The organism is Pseudomonas sp. KH_017 (assembly GCF_057840285.1).
On sequence record NZ_CM174509.1, the window covers coordinates 979493 to 994966 of the forward strand.

Genomic DNA, 15474 nt, shown 5'->3' on the forward strand with positions numbered 1-15474 from the left:
GATGATCACTCTCCCCCCCGAACCCCGCGATATCGAGGGTGATCAACAGCGCGGAGACCGTGCGCATTTTCTCCAGGTGTTTCTCTCCCAGCGTTCGCAAATGGAAGCGCTGGTGAGTCGGCGCGTCGGTTGCCGGGCGACGGCGGCCGACCTGGTACAGGATTTGTTCCTGCGTTTCTGGCGGCGGCCGCTGGTGCAAGTCGAGGAACTCAGCACCTACCTGTTGCGCTGCGCCGGCAACATCGCCATCGACCACTTGCGCAGTGAAGGCACGCGGGTCCGAGCCAGCGAAGGCTTGATGGTGGAGCCACCGGACAGCCATGGCTGCGGACCGCAAGCGGCGCTGGAGGCGGGCAACGATTTGCGCCACGTCGAAGCCGCGTTGCGCGCGTTACCGGAGCGCACGCGGCAGATCTTTTTGCTCAACCGCATTCACGGCCGCAAATACGCCGAGATCGCCAAGGCCATGGGCTTGTCCCAAAGTGCCGTGGAAAAACATATGATGCGCGCCCTCGAAGCCTGCAAGGCCAGCCTTCGGGAACCCGAATCGCGTACGCCAGGGAAAGCACCGTGAACCACTTCGAACGCGTCACCCCGACGCCCGCACAGGAGCAGGCCGCGCTGGCCTGGCTGAGCCTGTTGCATGACCAGCCCAGCAGCGCTGACCAGGCGACGTTCAGCCAATGGTTGCAGGCCGATCCCGCCCATGCCGAGGCGTATGCCCAGGTGCAGGTCTTGTGGGAGTTGAGCGAAGGGCCGGCGCGCACGCTCGCCAATGAAGACGCTTTTGCCTTGCAGGGCTATCTCAACGCCATGGACAAACCGCGGCGCAGCACGGTCGGGCGCTGGTCCGGTGCGCTGGCGATGGCCGCGTGCCTGCTGTTGATGGTCAGTCTCGGCACAGGTTGGCAGCCGATGCGCTGGATCGATGACCTGGGGGCGGATTACGTCTCGGCACCGGGGGAAATCCGCACCGTCACCCTGGCCGATCAGTCGCAGGTGACACTGGATGCCGACAGCGCCATCGCCGTGGATTTCAGTCGCGGTGAGCGGCATGTGCAACTGCGTCGCGGCGCCGGTTATTTCAGTGTCACCCACACCGGCGAGCCGTTTGTGGTGGACGCCGAGAAAGGGCAGGCGCGGGTCCTGGGTACACAGTTCGAAGTCCGTTTGCAGCCCCACGGTGCACAGGTCACGGTGCTGTCGGGACGGGTTGGCGTGACGGCGGACCAGAACGCCGATCAGCAAGTTCTCACCGCCGGCCAGCAAGTTGCCTACGGCGAAGGCTCAGCGCAAACACTCCACGCGGTGGACAGCGAAGCGCAGTTGGCATGGCGCCAGGGCTGGCTCAATTACTACAAGGCGACGTTGGCCGATGTGGTGCAGGATTTGGCGCGCTATTACCCCGGTCGGATCGTGATACTCAACGATGAACTGGCGACGCGCCGGGTCAGTGGCAGCTTTCCGAGCAGGAACCCGCAGGCGGTGTTGAGTTCATTACAGGGCGTGTTGGGGTTTGAGCAGCATCAGGTTTTGGGGCATCTGATTATTTTGCGTTGAGGCGACTGACCTCTTCGCGAGCAAGCCCGCTCCCACAGGTATTGAGTCGGTCACAGTATTGGGGCAACACATAACCCTGTGGGAGCGAGCTTGCTCCGGGCGGCGTTCCGACGATGACGGCCGAACAGGCACCCAATAACTCAAGGTAAAAATATTTTCAAAATTGTAGTGAGGTAAACCCGATTGCCATCCGTGTAGTGACTGAAACTGCGAGTCATTCGCATCCGTTGCGGTTCTACACAGGTCATGAGTCATGAAGTCCAGGGCAAAATCGGGTTCGGTCAAACAATGGTTGGGTGTGTCTGCGTTGAGCTTTTCGGCATTGGCGTTGTTACCGCTGAGCGTGGCGCTGGCCGCAGAGGCGGGCAGCAGTCAGTCGCGTGGGCAATTCAATTTCGCGCTGGCCGCCAAACCGCTGCCCCAGGCCCTGAGTGATTTCAGTCGAGTGACCGGCATCAGCGTGGTCTACACCGATGAAGCGCCGTACGGTCTCAATGCGCCGGCCATCAATGGCCAGATGAGCGCCGAACAGGCTCTGCAGCGACTGCTCACTGGTTCGGGCTTGACGTTCCGTCGCACTGACGGCCACACCATTGCACTGGAACCACGGCCGACTGAAGGCGCGTTGAACCTGGGCGCGACCTCCATCACCTCGGTGATGGATGACTCCATGAGCTACCAGCCGCCCCCCACCACTTCAGTGATGCGCTCCACGGCCCCGATTCAGGACATCCCGCAGACGATCAACGTCGTCCCGGCCCAGGTCATCCGCGACCAGGCGCCGCGCAATCTCGATGACGCCCTGGCCAATGTCAGCGGCATCACCCAGGCCAACACTTTGGGCGGCACCCAGGACTCAGTGATGGTCCGCGGCTTTGGCGACAACCGTAACGGCTCGATCATGCGCGACGGCATGCCGATCGTGCAGGGGCGTGGCCTCAACGCCAGCGTGGACCGGGTCGAAGTGCTCAAAGGGCCGGCCTCGTTGCTCTATGGCATTCAGGATCCGGGCGGCGTGGTCAACATGGTCAGCAAGAAGCCTGAGCTTGAGCAGTACAACGCACTGACCGCGCGCGGTTCGAGCTATGGCGACGGCAAGAACGGCAGCGGCGGCGGTCTCGACAGCACCGGAGCCCTTGGCGATTCCGGACTGGCCTACCGCATGGTGCTGGACTACGAAGACGAAGATTACTGGCGCAACTTCGGTGTGCATCGCGAGAGCCTGATCGCGCCATCCCTGGCCTGGTACGGCGAAAGCACCAGCGTGCTGTTCTCCTATGAACACCGCGAATTCCTCACGCCGTTCGACCGCGGCACGCTGATCGATCCACGCACCAACCATCCGCTGGACATCTCGCGCAACGAGCGTCTCGACGAGCCGTTCAACAACATGGAAGGGCGTTCGGACCTCTATCACTTCGAGGCCGACCACGAACTCAACGACAACTGGAAAGCCCATTTCGGCTACAGCTGGAACCGCGAAACCTACGACGCCAGCCAAGTGCGCGTGACCGCCATCGACACCAAAAAGGGCACCCTGACCCGCAGCATGGACGGCACCCAGAATGCGATCAGCACCGACCGTTTCACCACCGCCAGCCTCGAAGGCAACGTGAATGTGCTCGGCATGCAGCATGACCTGCTGTTCGGCGTCGATGACGAATACCGCAAGATTTATCGCGAAGACCTGATCCGCCAGAAAAGCCTGACCACATTCAGTTACGTCAGTCCGGTCTATGGTCGGGAAGTGGCGGGCACCACCGTCAGTGCGGCCGACAGCGCGCAGACCGATGAACTGCGCAGCGATTCGGTCTTCCTGCAGGACTCTATCCACCTCACTGACCAATGGATTCTGGTAGCCGGCGCGCGTTTTCAGACGTACGACCAGTACGCCGGCAAAGGTGTGCCGTTCCACGCCAACACCGACAGCAACGGGCAGAAATGGGTGCCGCGCGCGGGCCTTGTGTACAAGTACACCGATGCCTTGTCGTTCTACGGCAGTTACACCGAGTCGTTCAAACCCAACTCCACCATCGCGCCACTGAGCGGCAGCAGTACCGTGCTTGACGGCGGTATGGCGCCGGAAGAAGCCAAGTCCTGGGAGCTGGGTGCCAAGCTTGATCTGCCGGGCCGCGTCACCGGCAATATCGCGCTGTTCGACATCAAGAAACGCAATGTGCTGGTGGCCAACGCCGAAGGCCCGACCACGATTTACAGTGCCGCCGGTGAAGTGCGTTCCCGTGGCCTGGAAGTGGACCTGAGCGGTCAGCTCACCGATCACTGGAGCATGATCGGCAGCTACGCCTACACCGATGCCGAGGTTACCGAAGACCCGGTTTACCAAGGCAATCAGTTGCAGAACGTGGCGAAGAACAGCGGCTCGTTGTCAGCCGTCTATGACTTCGGCAGCGTCATTGGCGGCGATCAGCTGCGGGTCGGCGCCGGAGCGCGTTATGTGGGCGAGCGCGCGGGCAACGCTGTGAACGATTTCGACCTGCCGAGCTACACCGTGGCCGATGCGTTCGCCACCTACGACACCAGGGTGGAGGGGCAGAAGGTCAAGTTCCAGCTCAACGTGAAGAACCTGTTCGACCGTACCTACTACACCTCGGCGGCGAGTCGGTTCTTTGTGTCGATGGGCGATTCGCGGCAGATTTCGCTGTCCAGCACGCTGGAGTTCTGATGACAGACCGCGTCATCGTTCTTCGCGAGCAAGCCCGCTCCCACAGAGGAATAGGGTAGCCACAAAACCGGTGAGCACCGCCAATTCCTGTGGGAGCGGGCTTGCCCGCGAAGGCGGCAATTGAGGCGCCGAAGATCCCAGGCCTAGCGCAAAAACGCCTGCCGATATTCACCGGGCGTCCCGCCAAGTGACTGGCGAAAGCGGTTGGTGAAATGGCTGGCACTGGAAAAGCCGCAAGTCAGTGCAATCTCCCCCAGCGGCTGCGAGGTCGTGCGCAGCAACTCCCGCGCCCGGTCAAGGCGCCGCGCCAGCACGTACTGGTGGGGTGGCAAGCCGAAGCTTTCGCGGAACATCCGCGCGAAGTGGTATTCCGACAACGCGCACAACGCCGCCAACTGACCGAGACTGATGGCCTCGTCCAGATGGCCGTCGATGAACTCCACCAGGTGCCGCCGCTGATGCGCGGCCAAGCCGCCTTTAAGGCGCAAACCCTGACGCACGTTGACCTGGCTGAGCAGGGCGTGGCTGAGCAATTCGTGAGCCAGGCTGCTGGTGAGCAGGCGCTCGCCCGGCTCGTCCCAGTTCAAGGTGATCAACTGCCGAAAGCGCAGCGCCTGCTGTGGATCATCGAGAAAGGTCTGCTCGCGCAGCTGCATTTGCCGTGGTTCGCGATCGAGCAGGGTGACGCAGCCGAGGGCAAATTGTTCGGGGCTGAAATACAGGTGTGCCAGGCGAATATCGCCATTGATCACCCAGCCTGACTGGTGATCGGCCGGGAGGATGCACAGTTTGTCCGGGCCACCCTTGTTGCCGGGCTGGTCGCGGCGAAAGGTGCCGGTGCCGCCGGCGAGGTAACAGGACAACGTGTGATGGCTGGGCGCTTCGTATTCCTGGGCGTCGTGGTGATTGCTCCACAAGGCTGCAGACAAACCGTCACCGAGCTCGGCGCTGTGCTCGAGGCGAGCATTGGGCGAGCGGTTGAGGGCTTGAAAGACTTGCAGGTTGTCCAGTGCGGCCATATAGGTTCTCTCCAACGCCTTGCATCCTACTCCGTAGACGCGCGCCTGCCAGCGTGTCGCCAGACAAAAGCGCAAGTTTATGCAAGTGCGCCAGGGCGTAGCGCCGGACACTGGGCACCTATCGAGGAGCCTTAGTCATGAACCTTTCTTTGTACCTGCTGACCGTGCTGATCTGGGGCACCACCTGGATTGCCTTGAAATGGCAACTGGGCGTGGTGGCCATTCCCGTGTCGATCGTCTATCGCTTCGGCCTCGCCGCGCTGGTGCTGTTCTTGATCCTGCTGCTCAGCCGGCGCCTGCAAGTGATGAACCGACGCGGGCACCTGATCTGCCTGGCTCAGGGCTTGTGCCTGTTCTGCGTCAACTTCATGTGCTTCCTCACCGCGAGCCAGTGGATCCCCAGCGGTCTGGTGGCCGTGGTGTTTTCCACCGCCACCCTGTGGAATGCCCTCAACGCGCGGGTGTTCTTCGGTCAGAAAATCGCCCGCAATGTGCTGATGGGCGGTGCGTTGGGCCTGCTTGGACTGGGACTGCTGTTCTGGCCGGAGCTGGTCGGGCATACCGCGAGTCCGGAAACCTTGCTCGGTCTCGGTCTGGCCCTGTGCGGCACCTTGTGTTTCTCGGCGGGCAACATGCTTTCGAGCCTGCAACAGAAGGCCGGTCTCAAGCCGCTGACCACCAATGCCTGGGGCATGGCTTACGGGGCGGCGATGCTCACGGTGTGGTGCCTGGTCAAAGGCATTCCCTTCGACATGGAAATGAGCGCGCGTTACATCGGGTCACTGCTGTACCTGGTGATTCCGGGATCGGTGATCGGTTTCACCGCCTACCTGACGCTGGTCGGCCGCATGGGGCCTGAGCGGGCTGCGTATTGCACGGTGCTGTTTCCGGTGGTGGCGCTCAACGTGTCAGCGTTCGCCGAGGGTTATCAGTGGACGATGCCGGCGCTGTTAGGGCTGGTGTTGGTGATGTCGGGGAACGTACTGGTGTTTCGCAAACCCAAAGCTCCATTAGAGCTGGGCAGCGGAAAATTGGCCTGACAGGGTGACGTCGAGTGCCGATGTTCTCAGCGCTCGACTTTCATTGCGATGAAAATCAATAGCGGAAAGAGGAAGCCGACAATGTGCCGGGCCCAGTCCTTGTAGTTCCATGTTTCCGACCTGTCCATGTTGAACCATTCTGTGCCTATCACTTGAAAGCCGAAGTAATAGAGGAAAAGTGCGATCAGTAATCCGATTAATGCAGGTTTTTTGGCATCGTGAAAAATCTTCGGGCTAGCGCTGATGCTTTTAAAAAGGTGATAGGTGCCGAGCAGGCAGAAGAGGGTGTAGACCACTTCAAGTGTAATGATCACCCAGTAGATACGGTGTTGCAATAGGGTTGAAGTAATGGCCCTGTCACGGTATTTGTGGCCATCACTGGTGGTGTCCATGCTCAGGATATGGGCGAGGTATTCAAAGTTTGTCGTGTAGTCGGTGAAGTTGCTGTATAGCACAAGCAATCCAAAGAAACTGAAGGACAACATCAGTATGGCTTTGCTGAATCGAATGATTTGGCTTGTTGTTAGTGGGTTCAAGTTGTTGATCTCCGTTATTGTTCCCGTTGTGTTCGGGTAAGTAGGGAGAGTCTATCGCGTGGTTTTATTATTTGTTTATTGACTGAATTGCAGGGTGTGTATTTAGTGGGTTGCTTAATAGGATGCAAACGACTTTTTTGTTGTTTGTTCTAAATGGGCAGGCACCTGCAATGCCTGCCCCTTTACATTAACCCTTCCAGACTTGCGGGTTGACCAGGTCCTGCGGCCGCTCGCCCAGCAGCGCACTGCGCAAGTTGGCCAGGGCACGGTTGGCCATGGCATCGCGGGTCTCATGGGTGGCCGAGCCGATGTGCGGCAAGGTCACGGCATTTTTCAGTTGGAACAGTGGCGACTCGGCCAGCGGTTCTTTTTCGTATACGTCGAGCCCTGCACCACGAATGCGGTTGTTTTGCAGCGCTTCGATCAGTGCTGGCTCATCCACCACCGGACCACGGGAAATGTTCACCAGAATGGCACCCGGCTTCATCAGCGCCAGTTCGCGATGGCTGATGAGGTGTTTGGTCTTCTCGCTGAGCGGTACCACCAGGCAGACGAAATCAGCTTCGGCCAGCAATTGATCGAGGCTGCGGTACTGTGCGCCGAGTTCCTGTTCCAGCCCGGTCTTGCGGCTGTTGCCGCTGTAGATGACCGGCATGTTGAACCCCAGGCGACCGCGTCGGGCGATGGCCGCACCGATATTGCCCATGCCGACAATGCCCAACGTCTTGCCGTGCACATCGCAACCGAACAGCTGCGCACCGACAGTGGCCTGCCATTGCCCGGCCTTGGTCCAGGCATCCAGTTCGGCGACGCGGCGCGCGCTGCTCATCAACAGGGCAAACGCCAGGTCGGCGGTGCTTTCGGTGAGCACATCCGGCGTGTTGGTCAGCATGATCCCGCGCTCGTTGAAATAGGCCAGGTCATAGTTGTCGTAGCCCACCGAGACGCTGGACACCACTTCCAGGCTGGCGGCGTTCTCCAGCTGCGCACGACCGAGTTTGCGACCGACGCCGATCAGGCCGTGGGCGTGGGGTAGGGCTTCGTTGAATTGGGCGTTGATGTCGCCGTTTTTCGGATTCGGCACGATGACGTCGAAATCCTGTTGCAGGCGTTCAACCATTTTTGGAGTGACGCGGCTGAACGCAAGGACGGTCTTTTTCATGGGGGGAGGGCTCGTCGGGCGGTGAAGAATGATGAGCACGCTAACATTCTTCGCGGGATTTGTGCGAGTCGTCAGGCGGTCAATGCAAGCTTGCAGCTTACGGTGCTTCATCCAGTTATACTGCCGCCCTTCTTATACTGTGGCATGCGGCTCGCTCACCGGGCCCGACATTTCATGCACCACCCGGAGCTTTCATGACTTCCCCGAAACAACCGCCAGTCGCCGACGCCCTGAGCGACGCACAGGCAGAGCTGCCAGACAGCGTCGACTCCAGCGCCGACAGCGAGACCAAAGCCGAAATCCCGGCATTCAAGTTCCCGTTCAAGCCGGGTGATCTGGCGGCCGCCAAAGGCTCCAACCAGCCGTGGTACAAGAACGGCGCCAAGAATGGCCACACCAAGACGCCGGGCATGGCGCCGCCGGGGACTCGGCGGTCGATGGGTAAGCGCTGAGTTCTTAAGTCTGCGGTGCCTGATCTGCCGTCTTCGCGAGCAAGCCCGCTCCCACATTTGGAATGCATTCCTCCTGTGGGAGCGGGCTTGCTCGCGAAGGGGCCGGCACAAACACTGCAAATCCCGAATCAAACCGCCCGCAACGAAATAAACGAGTAATTCGTCGGCGCATCCGCCGTCACTTGCGCACCGGCGGCCAGCACTTGCTCCGCAATATCATCCCCCGACACATGAAACCGCCATTCGCTGCCCCACTGCGGCAACGTTTGCCCGGCCAGGTCGTCGATGATCGCGGCGAACTCCGCCATATCCGGAAGATAAGCGGTAAACCCGTCGCCCTTCAGGGCCGTCGTGCGAATCCCCAGCAACGCACAAATCGCGTCCTTCATCAGAATGTCATTACGATCCGCCTGACGGGAGCGCTGGATCAGTTCCGACAATTCCCGGTCGACCAACTCACCACCGACAATCAGGTCCGGTCCTTTTTCCCACGACTCAGGCGGACATTCCTTCACGGCGGTGTTCAGAGGTAGGTGCGGATTGATTTCCATCGGATAGATACGGCACACCAACGGCCGGCGTTCGTAGATACGGCATAGGTTGTCTTCGTCAAGATTTCGGCAGGGGCCGACATTGCAGGCGGCGAAAGTGATGGCCACGTACGCCTCGGATTCACCGCTGCGCACCGCCGCCGAACGGCGTTCGGCGTGTTCCCGTTGTTGCACCGGCAGACCCAGGCCATTACCCAGAAACGCTTCCACCAGCACGATCACCTGACCACCTTCGGCTGCCCACATCCGGGCTTCGCTCAGGGTCAGGGGCACATGGTGGTCATTGCAGCATTTGCCGCAGCCTACACAGGAAAACGTTGTATTCATCGAGCGTTAGTTCGCATCACAGGGCATGACACGGCGACAGAATGCCGCCGCAAAAGCCGCTATCGAAGCAAATTATGCGCCACTCAGTTTGCCTTGCCGGCCGGGCGGATGGAGTCCCATTCGGTGACGTACGCGGTTTTGCTCTTTTTGTTGTACAGGCACAGTTCGGTGCCTTGTGCGCCTTTCATGTGCTTTTGCGGGTACTGGCCCTGGAGCAGGAGCGCGGTATAGCCGACCCGGTCATCGAACTGCGCGGCGTTGCCGAGCGGTTTGCTGTCCTTCAGGCCGCTGGCCTTGGTGCAGCTGGTGAGTACGGCTTTATCGTAGGTGGCCCAGGCGTCGGGGCTGGAGGCGTGGGCTTGGGTGGTGAGGGCGGTGAGGCAGAGAATAGTCAGGGTTGCTGCTTTCATTGTTCAGGCATCCTTGGGCTGAGTGGCCAAGGCAGGAGTATGCCTGAAAGGTTGATTGAGACTTTGCTGGCCTCTTCGCGGGCAAGTCGGAACGCCGCACCGCCGCTCCCACAGTGGTCGAGTGTGGCCACAGATTTTGTGTACGACGGGTAACCTGTGGGAGCGGGCTTGCTCGCGAAGGCGGTACATCAGTCGGGAACCGGCTCCCGGCGGACCGCACGCATTCCGACGCTTTCATACAAGCGCCGCGCCCGAAGGTTGTCTTCACGTACCTTCAGGTCTACGAAACCTTCACGCCGCTGCTGGAACACCTTGAACGCCTGCAACAACAGTGCACGCCCCAACCCCCGGCCCTGAAACCGCGGATGCACCACCAGGTTCTTGATATAGGCACTGGTCCAGCACTGACACACGCCCACCACTTCTCCGGCATCCAGGGCAATCAAGCACAGGGCCTGGTCATATTCCGGGTCGGTTTCGAACTGCCGTTGCCACATCTCCAGCGCGGCTACGCGACCGCCGCCTTCTATATAACCGAACTCCATCAACCGGTGCACGGCGGCGCCCAGTTCGGGGCGGTACTCGCTCAATTGCAGGCCGGTTGGCCAATCGGGGGCCGGCACGACGACAGAGAGGTCGCGCCGCATCAGCCAGCAGAATTCTTCGTTCAACACTCAATAACCCTGTTCGGCGACAGACTTGGCCGCGGTGATCAGGCACTGGGTCAATTCCGGCGAAGAGAATTTGGTCAGCACCGCGTTCGCCCCCGCCAGTCGTGCTTTCTCGGCGTTCATCGCACTGTCCAGCGAGGTGTGCAGCAGTACATAAAGATGCGCGAAATCCGGGGTTTCCCGCAGGGTGCGGGTGAAGGCGTAGCCATCCATCTCCGACATCTCGATGTCCGAGACGATCAGGTTGATCTGCTGCGCGGTGCCTTGCAGGTCCAGCAGGCAGTCGATGGCTTCCTTGGCGCTGCGGGCGGTATGGCATTGCAGGCCAAGGTTACGCAGGGTGTGCACCGATTGCTGCAAGGCGACCTGGCTGTCATCGACCACCAGGATGCGCGCGTTGCCGAGCAGTTCGGCGTCTTCCATGCTCAGTTCGGTTGGCGCCATCTCGATTTGCGCCGGGGCGATGCCGTGGATGACTTTTTCGATGTCCAGCACTTGCACCAGGGTGCCATCGACCGACGTCACGCCGGTGATGTAGGCGCGCAATCCACCGGAGCCGAAGGGTGGCGGGCGGATGTCGGTGGTCAGGCAATGGACGATCTTGCTCACGGCCTGCACGTGCAGGCCCTGCTTGGAACGGCTGACGTCGGTGACGATCAGGCAGCCTCCGTTCGGGTCTTCCAGCGGACGCTCGCCAATGGCCCGGCTGAGGTCGATCACCGACAGCGAGGCACCGCGCAGGGTGGCGATGCCTTTGACGTGGGGGTGCGACTCCGGCAGCCTGGTCAGCGGCGGGCAGGGAATGATTTCACTGACCTTGAGCAGGTTGATCGCCATCAGCTTGCCACTGCGCAAGGTAAACAGCAGAAGCGAAAGTGAGTCTGCGCGGGCTTTGATGGAGGACATAGGAACCTTCTCTGGAAAAAGGTGACGGGCAATCCCGGGATCGCCAATGACTCGATGCCGGGTTATCGACTTGTCGGGGGCAGGCTTTAGCATTTCCGTTGAATGTCAGGCCGCCATCGCGAGCAGGCTCGCTCCCACATTAGATCGTCGTCGTTCACACATCCTCTGGGAGCGAGCCTGCTCGCGAAGGGGCCTTCACTTCATGCCGAGCCTTTTAGCCATCCGCCCCAGGTTCGCCCGATCCAGGCCTAGCTCACGGGCCGCGCTTGCCCAATTGTTGTTGTGCCGCTCCAGGCAGGCACCGATCAATTGGCGCTGATAACGCTCGGTGGCCTCGCGCAAATCGCCGGTCAGCGCTTGCGTGATGGTGGCGATGGGTTGCTCGGCGGCGGCTTCAACGCTGGCATTGGGCAAGTCCAGGTCGGCGGCGCTCAGGCTGAGAATCTTTGGCCGTTCCTTGCAGTTGCCCAAGGCTTTCAAGGCGCTGCGGCCGATCAAGTGTTCAAGCTCGCGCACATTGCCGGGCCAGTCGTAGGCCAATAGCGCGGCCTGGGCGTCACTGTTCAGGCGCAGGCTGTTGAGGCCCATGCGCGAGCGGTTCTGCTCCAGGAAGTAACCGCTGAGCAGCAGCACATCGCGCCCGCGATCGCGCAGGGCCGGCACCAGCAGTGGATAAACACTGAGGCGATGGTAGAAGTCGGCGCGGTAACGGCCGCTGCGCACTTCTTCGGCGAGATCGCGGTTGGTCGCCGCGATCAGGCGCACGTCGACCTGATGCTCCTGGTCCGAGCCCAGTCGCTGCAGTTGACCGCTCTGCAGCACCCGCAGCAACTTGGCTTGCACGGTCAGCGACAACTCACCGACCTCATCGAGAAACAGCGTGCCGCCATTGGCCAGTTCGAACTTGCCGCGGCGGTCGTTCATCGCCCCGGTGAAGGCGCCGCGGACATGGCCGAACAACTCGCTTTCCACCAAGGTGTCGGGCAACGCGGCGCAGTTGAGGCTGATGATCGGCTTGTCGGCGCGGGGTGAAGCGGCATGGATGGCCTGGGCCACCAACTCCTTGCCGACCCCGGTTTCGCCGGTGATCAACACGGTCAGGTCGCTGCCGCCCACCAGGCTGATTTCTTCGACCAGACGCTTGTGGGCCTTGCTCTGGCCAATCATCTCGCGATTCTGCTGGCCGCTGGCCTGGCGGTAGACCTCGGCGCGTTGATGTTCATCTTCGACCCGATTGTTCAAGCGCTCGATGCGCTCGGCGGCGTTGACCGTGGCGGCCGCGAGGCTGGCGAAGGCTTGCAGGGCATCCAGTTCGATCGGTTCGAAGCGCTCCGGATCGAGGGCGTCGAGGGTCAGCAGGCCCCATGGGCGCTCGTCGATGAACAATGGGCAACCCATGCAGTCGTGGACTTCCAGATGATCATCCAGGCCATCGACCAGGCCGTCATAGGGGTCGGGCAAGTCGCTATCGGCAGCGAAACGGGTCGGGCCGGGGCCGCTGAGCAGCGCTTCGAAACGCGGGTGCTCGCTGACCTTGAAACGCCGACCGAGGGTGTCGGTACTCAAGCCGTCGACGGCCAGCGGCACCAGCCATTCACCATCGAGGCGCAGCAGGGCGGCGGCGTCACACGGGAGCAGGGCGCGCATGGCTTCCAGCAGGCGGCGATAACGCTCGCCTTCGGGCAGCTCGCGGGACAGGTCGGAGACCAGGGGTAGCAGGGCGGTGAGCAGAGATTTTGCAGTCATAGTGACTCCGTGTAGTCGGTATGACTATAAATCAGGCAGTGTCGAAATGACTATTACGTTTTTAACTTATTGATTTTTAACGATTAAATAGTTGGCATGAAAACTGATAAGCATAGGGTAATCCGTTAGCAACCCAAGAAGACCAGGAGTCACCTTATGCTGAGCGCTCAAGACCGTGCCATCGTCAAATCCACCGTGCCGCTGCTCGAAAGCGGTGGTGAAGCGCTGATCACGCACTTCTACCGCATGATGCTCTCCGAATACCCGGAAGTCCGCCCGCTGTTCAACCAGGCCCACCAGTCCAGCGGTGATCAGCCGCGTGCGTTGGCCAACGGCGTATTGATGTATGCGCGCCATATCGACCAGCTCGACCAGTTGGGTGACCTGGTGGCCAAGATCATCAACAAGCACGTGGCCCTGCAGATTCTGCCTGAGCACTATCCGATTGTCGGCAGCTGCCTGCTGCGGGCCATCGCCGAAGTGCTGGGCGAAGAGATCGCCACCCCGGAAGTGATCGCGGCCTGGGGCGCGGCCTACGGCCAACTGGCGGACATCCTGATCGGTGCTGAAACCAGCATCTACGACCAGAAAGAACAGGCACCGGGCGGCTGGCGCGGGGCGCGGGAATTCATCGTGGTGGACAAGGTCGAGGAGAGCGCCGAGATCACCTCGTTCTACTTCGAACCTGCGGACAAAGGGCCGATCCTGGAGGCAGAACCCGGCCAGTACATCGGCATGAAACTGATCCTCGACGGTGAAGAGATCCGTCGTAACTACTCGCTGTCGGCGCTGGCGAACAAAGGCCAGTACCGCATCAGCGTCAAGCGTGAAGCCGGTGGCCGCGCTTCCAACTACTTGCATGATCAGTTGCATGTCGGCGCCAGCATCCAGTTGTTCCCGCCATCGGGCGAGTTCATCCTGACCGCCAGCGACAAACCACTGGTGCTGATCAGTGGCGGCGTCGGCATTACCCCGACCCTGGCGATGCTCGAAGCGGCGCTGGAGACTCAGCGGCCGGTGCATTTCATCCACTGCGCGCGCAACGGTAGCGTCCATGCCTTCCGCGACTGGATCGACGGCCTGGCCGAGCGTCACCCGCAGCTCAAGCGCTTTTATTGCTATTCCGAGGACGACGGCGTGAGCCCGGCGGCGCACAAGGTCGGTTTGTTGAGCCAGCAGCAGTTGCATGCATGGCTGCCGGAGCAGCGTGACCTGGATGTTTACTTCCTGGGGCCGAAAGGTTTCATGGCGTCCATCAAGCGCCACCTCAAGGCACTGGGTGTGCCGGAGAAGCAAAGCCGCTATGAGTTCTTCGGGCCGGCAGCGGCGCTGGAGTAAGGGGTTGCGGCGGCTCGGGAGACCGAGTCGCCTGCTTCGCGAGCAAGCCCGCTCCCACATTTAACCTTTGTCGTTCACAGAATATGTGTTCGCTGGAGATCCAATGTGGGAGCGGGCTTGCTCCGGGCGGCGCTCCGACGAATGCCGCACTGCGGTCTTGATTTGAAAAAACACTAGAAAGTTAATCCCTTCTTAACCGCTTTATCGTCTATTCCCCCCCGAATCCCCCTCACATGCTCCAGACTCTCAAAGGTCCGGGCCAGCGTGTAGACTGGCGGGCAATCGATATCTTGAAGGGAAACGCGATGAGCGATGAATCCATGCGGTTGGGGCGTGAACGGCGCTACCTGGTGTTGTTGGGCATCATTTGCCTGGCACTGATCGGCGGCGCGCTGTACATGCAAATTGTTCTGGGCGAGGCCCCTTGCCCGCTGTGCATCCTGCAACGTTACGCGTTGCTGCTGATCGCGATCTTCGCCTTCATCGGCGCGGCCATGCGCGGCCGTCGCAGCATCACGGTGTTTGAAACCCTGGTGGTGATCTGTGCCGTGGCAGGTGCAGGCGTTGCCGGGCATCACGTCTATACGCAGTTCTATCCGGCGGTCAGCTGTGGCATCGATGTGCTGCAACCGATTGTCGATGACTTGCCGCTGGCGAAGATCTTCCCGCTGGGTTTCCAGGTCGACGGTTTCTGCTCCACGCCATACCCGCCGATCCTCGGTCTGTCGCTGGCGCAGTGGGCGCTGGTCGCCTTCGTGCTGATCGTGGTGCTGGTGCCGCTGCTGACGTCGCGTAACCGCAAGGCGTTGCGCTGAGGTCATCTGCCGCCACGCATTGTTGGACAAAAAAGCCCCGGTCCTCGAAGAGAGGGCCGGGGCTTTTTTTGTCGTGCAGAGCACATTTCAGAGGCCGGGTAAAAAGACCGTGACGGGCGGCAATCAAGGGTGCGACACGTGTGCGACATGTTGTCACAGAGCGAGTGCCGCAGGGCGTTCGAGGAGGCCGGATTGGTGCATGGAAACGTAATGAAATCGGGTAGTTTTTCAGGCTTGCGGTTTTTTCCATTGCGGGCC

15 protein-coding genes are annotated in these 15474 nt (G+C 60.8%); 7 read left to right on the plus strand and 8 right to left on the minus strand.

Translation table 11 applies throughout. From position 1 onward, the window contains the following. Position 1 precedes the first annotated feature (1 nt). The 3 genes from AC3IT6_RS04405 to AC3IT6_RS04415 all read left to right on the plus strand — a co-directional run bounded on the left by AC3IT6_RS04405 (position 2) and on the right by AC3IT6_RS04415 (position 4243). The gene (locus tag AC3IT6_RS04405; RefSeq protein WP_150727380.1) at positions 2-574 is read left to right on the plus strand and encodes an RNA polymerase sigma factor; all 573 of its coding nucleotides are present in this window, start codon (positions 2-4) and stop codon (positions 572-574) included. Continuing rightward, on the plus strand, positions 571-1560 hold the full coding sequence (locus tag AC3IT6_RS04410) for a FecR family protein (RefSeq protein WP_489354410.1): 990 nt from the start codon (positions 571-573) through the stop codon (positions 1558-1560). The genes AC3IT6_RS04405 and AC3IT6_RS04410 overlap by 4 nt, the downstream gene beginning before the upstream one ends. Positions 1561-1813: 253 nt before the next feature. Beyond that, the gene (locus AC3IT6_RS04415) at positions 1814-4243 is read left to right on the plus strand and encodes a TonB-dependent siderophore receptor (protein ID WP_489354411.1); all 2430 of its coding nucleotides are present in this window, start codon (positions 1814-1816) and stop codon (positions 4241-4243) included. 143 nt (positions 4244-4386) lie between these two features. Here AC3IT6_RS04415 and AC3IT6_RS04420 read toward each other — a convergent pair whose 3' ends face one another. Next, complete coding sequence (locus AC3IT6_RS04420; RefSeq protein ID WP_489354412.1) at positions 4387-5262, minus strand: helix-turn-helix domain-containing protein; 876 nt, start codon at positions 5260-5262, stop codon at positions 4387-4389. Positions 5263-5399: 137 nt separating this feature from the next. Between AC3IT6_RS04420 and AC3IT6_RS04425 the strand changes: the two genes are divergently transcribed. After that, positions 5400-6302, plus strand: coding sequence for a DMT family transporter (locus AC3IT6_RS04425; RefSeq protein WP_489354413.1), 903 nt, complete (start codon positions 5400-5402; stop codon positions 6300-6302). 26 nt (positions 6303-6328) lie between these two features. On the opposite strand, the gene AC3IT6_RS04430 is transcribed toward AC3IT6_RS04425, so the two are convergent. Both AC3IT6_RS04430 and AC3IT6_RS04435 read right to left on the minus strand, forming a co-directional pair. Further along, complete coding sequence (locus AC3IT6_RS04430; protein ID WP_223459134.1) at positions 6329-6838, minus strand: DUF2165 domain-containing protein; 510 nt, start codon at positions 6836-6838, stop codon at positions 6329-6331. Between the two features lie 187 nt (positions 6839-7025). Further along, complete coding sequence (locus tag AC3IT6_RS04435) at positions 7026-8000, minus strand: 2-hydroxyacid dehydrogenase (protein WP_489354414.1); 975 nt, start codon at positions 7998-8000, stop codon at positions 7026-7028. A 194-nt stretch (positions 8001-8194) separates the two neighbouring features. On the opposite strand from AC3IT6_RS04435, the gene AC3IT6_RS04440 reads away from it, so the two are divergent. Next, the gene (locus AC3IT6_RS04440) at positions 8195-8452 is read left to right on the plus strand and encodes a hypothetical protein (protein ID WP_150727373.1); all 258 of its coding nucleotides are present in this window, start codon (positions 8195-8197) and stop codon (positions 8450-8452) included. Between the two features lie 128 nt (positions 8453-8580). Here the strand turns inward: AC3IT6_RS04440 and AC3IT6_RS04445 are convergent, their stop codons facing one another. The 5 genes from AC3IT6_RS04445 to norR all read right to left on the minus strand — a co-directional run bounded on the left by AC3IT6_RS04445 (position 8581) and on the right by norR (position 13063). Further along, positions 8581-9330 (minus strand): YkgJ family cysteine cluster protein, encoded by a 750-nt coding sequence (locus tag AC3IT6_RS04445; protein WP_489354415.1) that lies wholly within the window; start codon positions 9328-9330, stop codon positions 8581-8583. Positions 9331-9413: 83 nt separating this feature from the next. Continuing rightward, the gene (locus tag AC3IT6_RS04450; RefSeq protein WP_489354416.1) at positions 9414-9740 is read right to left on the minus strand and encodes a hypothetical protein; all 327 of its coding nucleotides are present in this window, start codon (positions 9738-9740) and stop codon (positions 9414-9416) included. Positions 9741-9928: 188 nt separating this feature from the next. Further along, positions 9929-10387 (minus strand): GNAT family N-acetyltransferase, encoded by a 459-nt coding sequence (locus AC3IT6_RS04455; protein ID WP_489356478.1) that lies wholly within the window; start codon positions 10385-10387, stop codon positions 9929-9931. A gap of 27 nt (positions 10388-10414) precedes the next feature. Continuing rightward, positions 10415-11317: a chemotaxis protein CheV gene (locus AC3IT6_RS04460; protein WP_489354417.1), complete on the minus strand. Its 903-nt coding sequence runs from the start codon at positions 11315-11317 to the stop codon at positions 10415-10417. Positions 11318-11512: 195 nt separating this feature from the next. Next, positions 11513-13063: a nitric oxide reductase transcriptional regulator NorR gene (gene norR, locus AC3IT6_RS04465; protein ID WP_489354418.1), complete on the minus strand. Its 1551-nt coding sequence runs from the start codon at positions 13061-13063 to the stop codon at positions 11513-11515. 156 nt (positions 13064-13219) lie between these two features. Between norR and hmpA the strand changes: the two genes are divergently transcribed. Continuing rightward, positions 13220-14401, plus strand: coding sequence for an NO-inducible flavohemoprotein (gene hmpA / locus AC3IT6_RS04470; protein ID WP_489354419.1), 1182 nt, complete (start codon positions 13220-13222; stop codon positions 14399-14401). A gap of 305 nt (positions 14402-14706) precedes the next feature. Further along, the gene (locus tag AC3IT6_RS04475; RefSeq protein WP_056728475.1) at positions 14707-15216 is read left to right on the plus strand and encodes a disulfide bond formation protein B; all 510 of its coding nucleotides are present in this window, start codon (positions 14707-14709) and stop codon (positions 15214-15216) included. Positions 15217-15474: the final 258 nt, after the last annotated feature.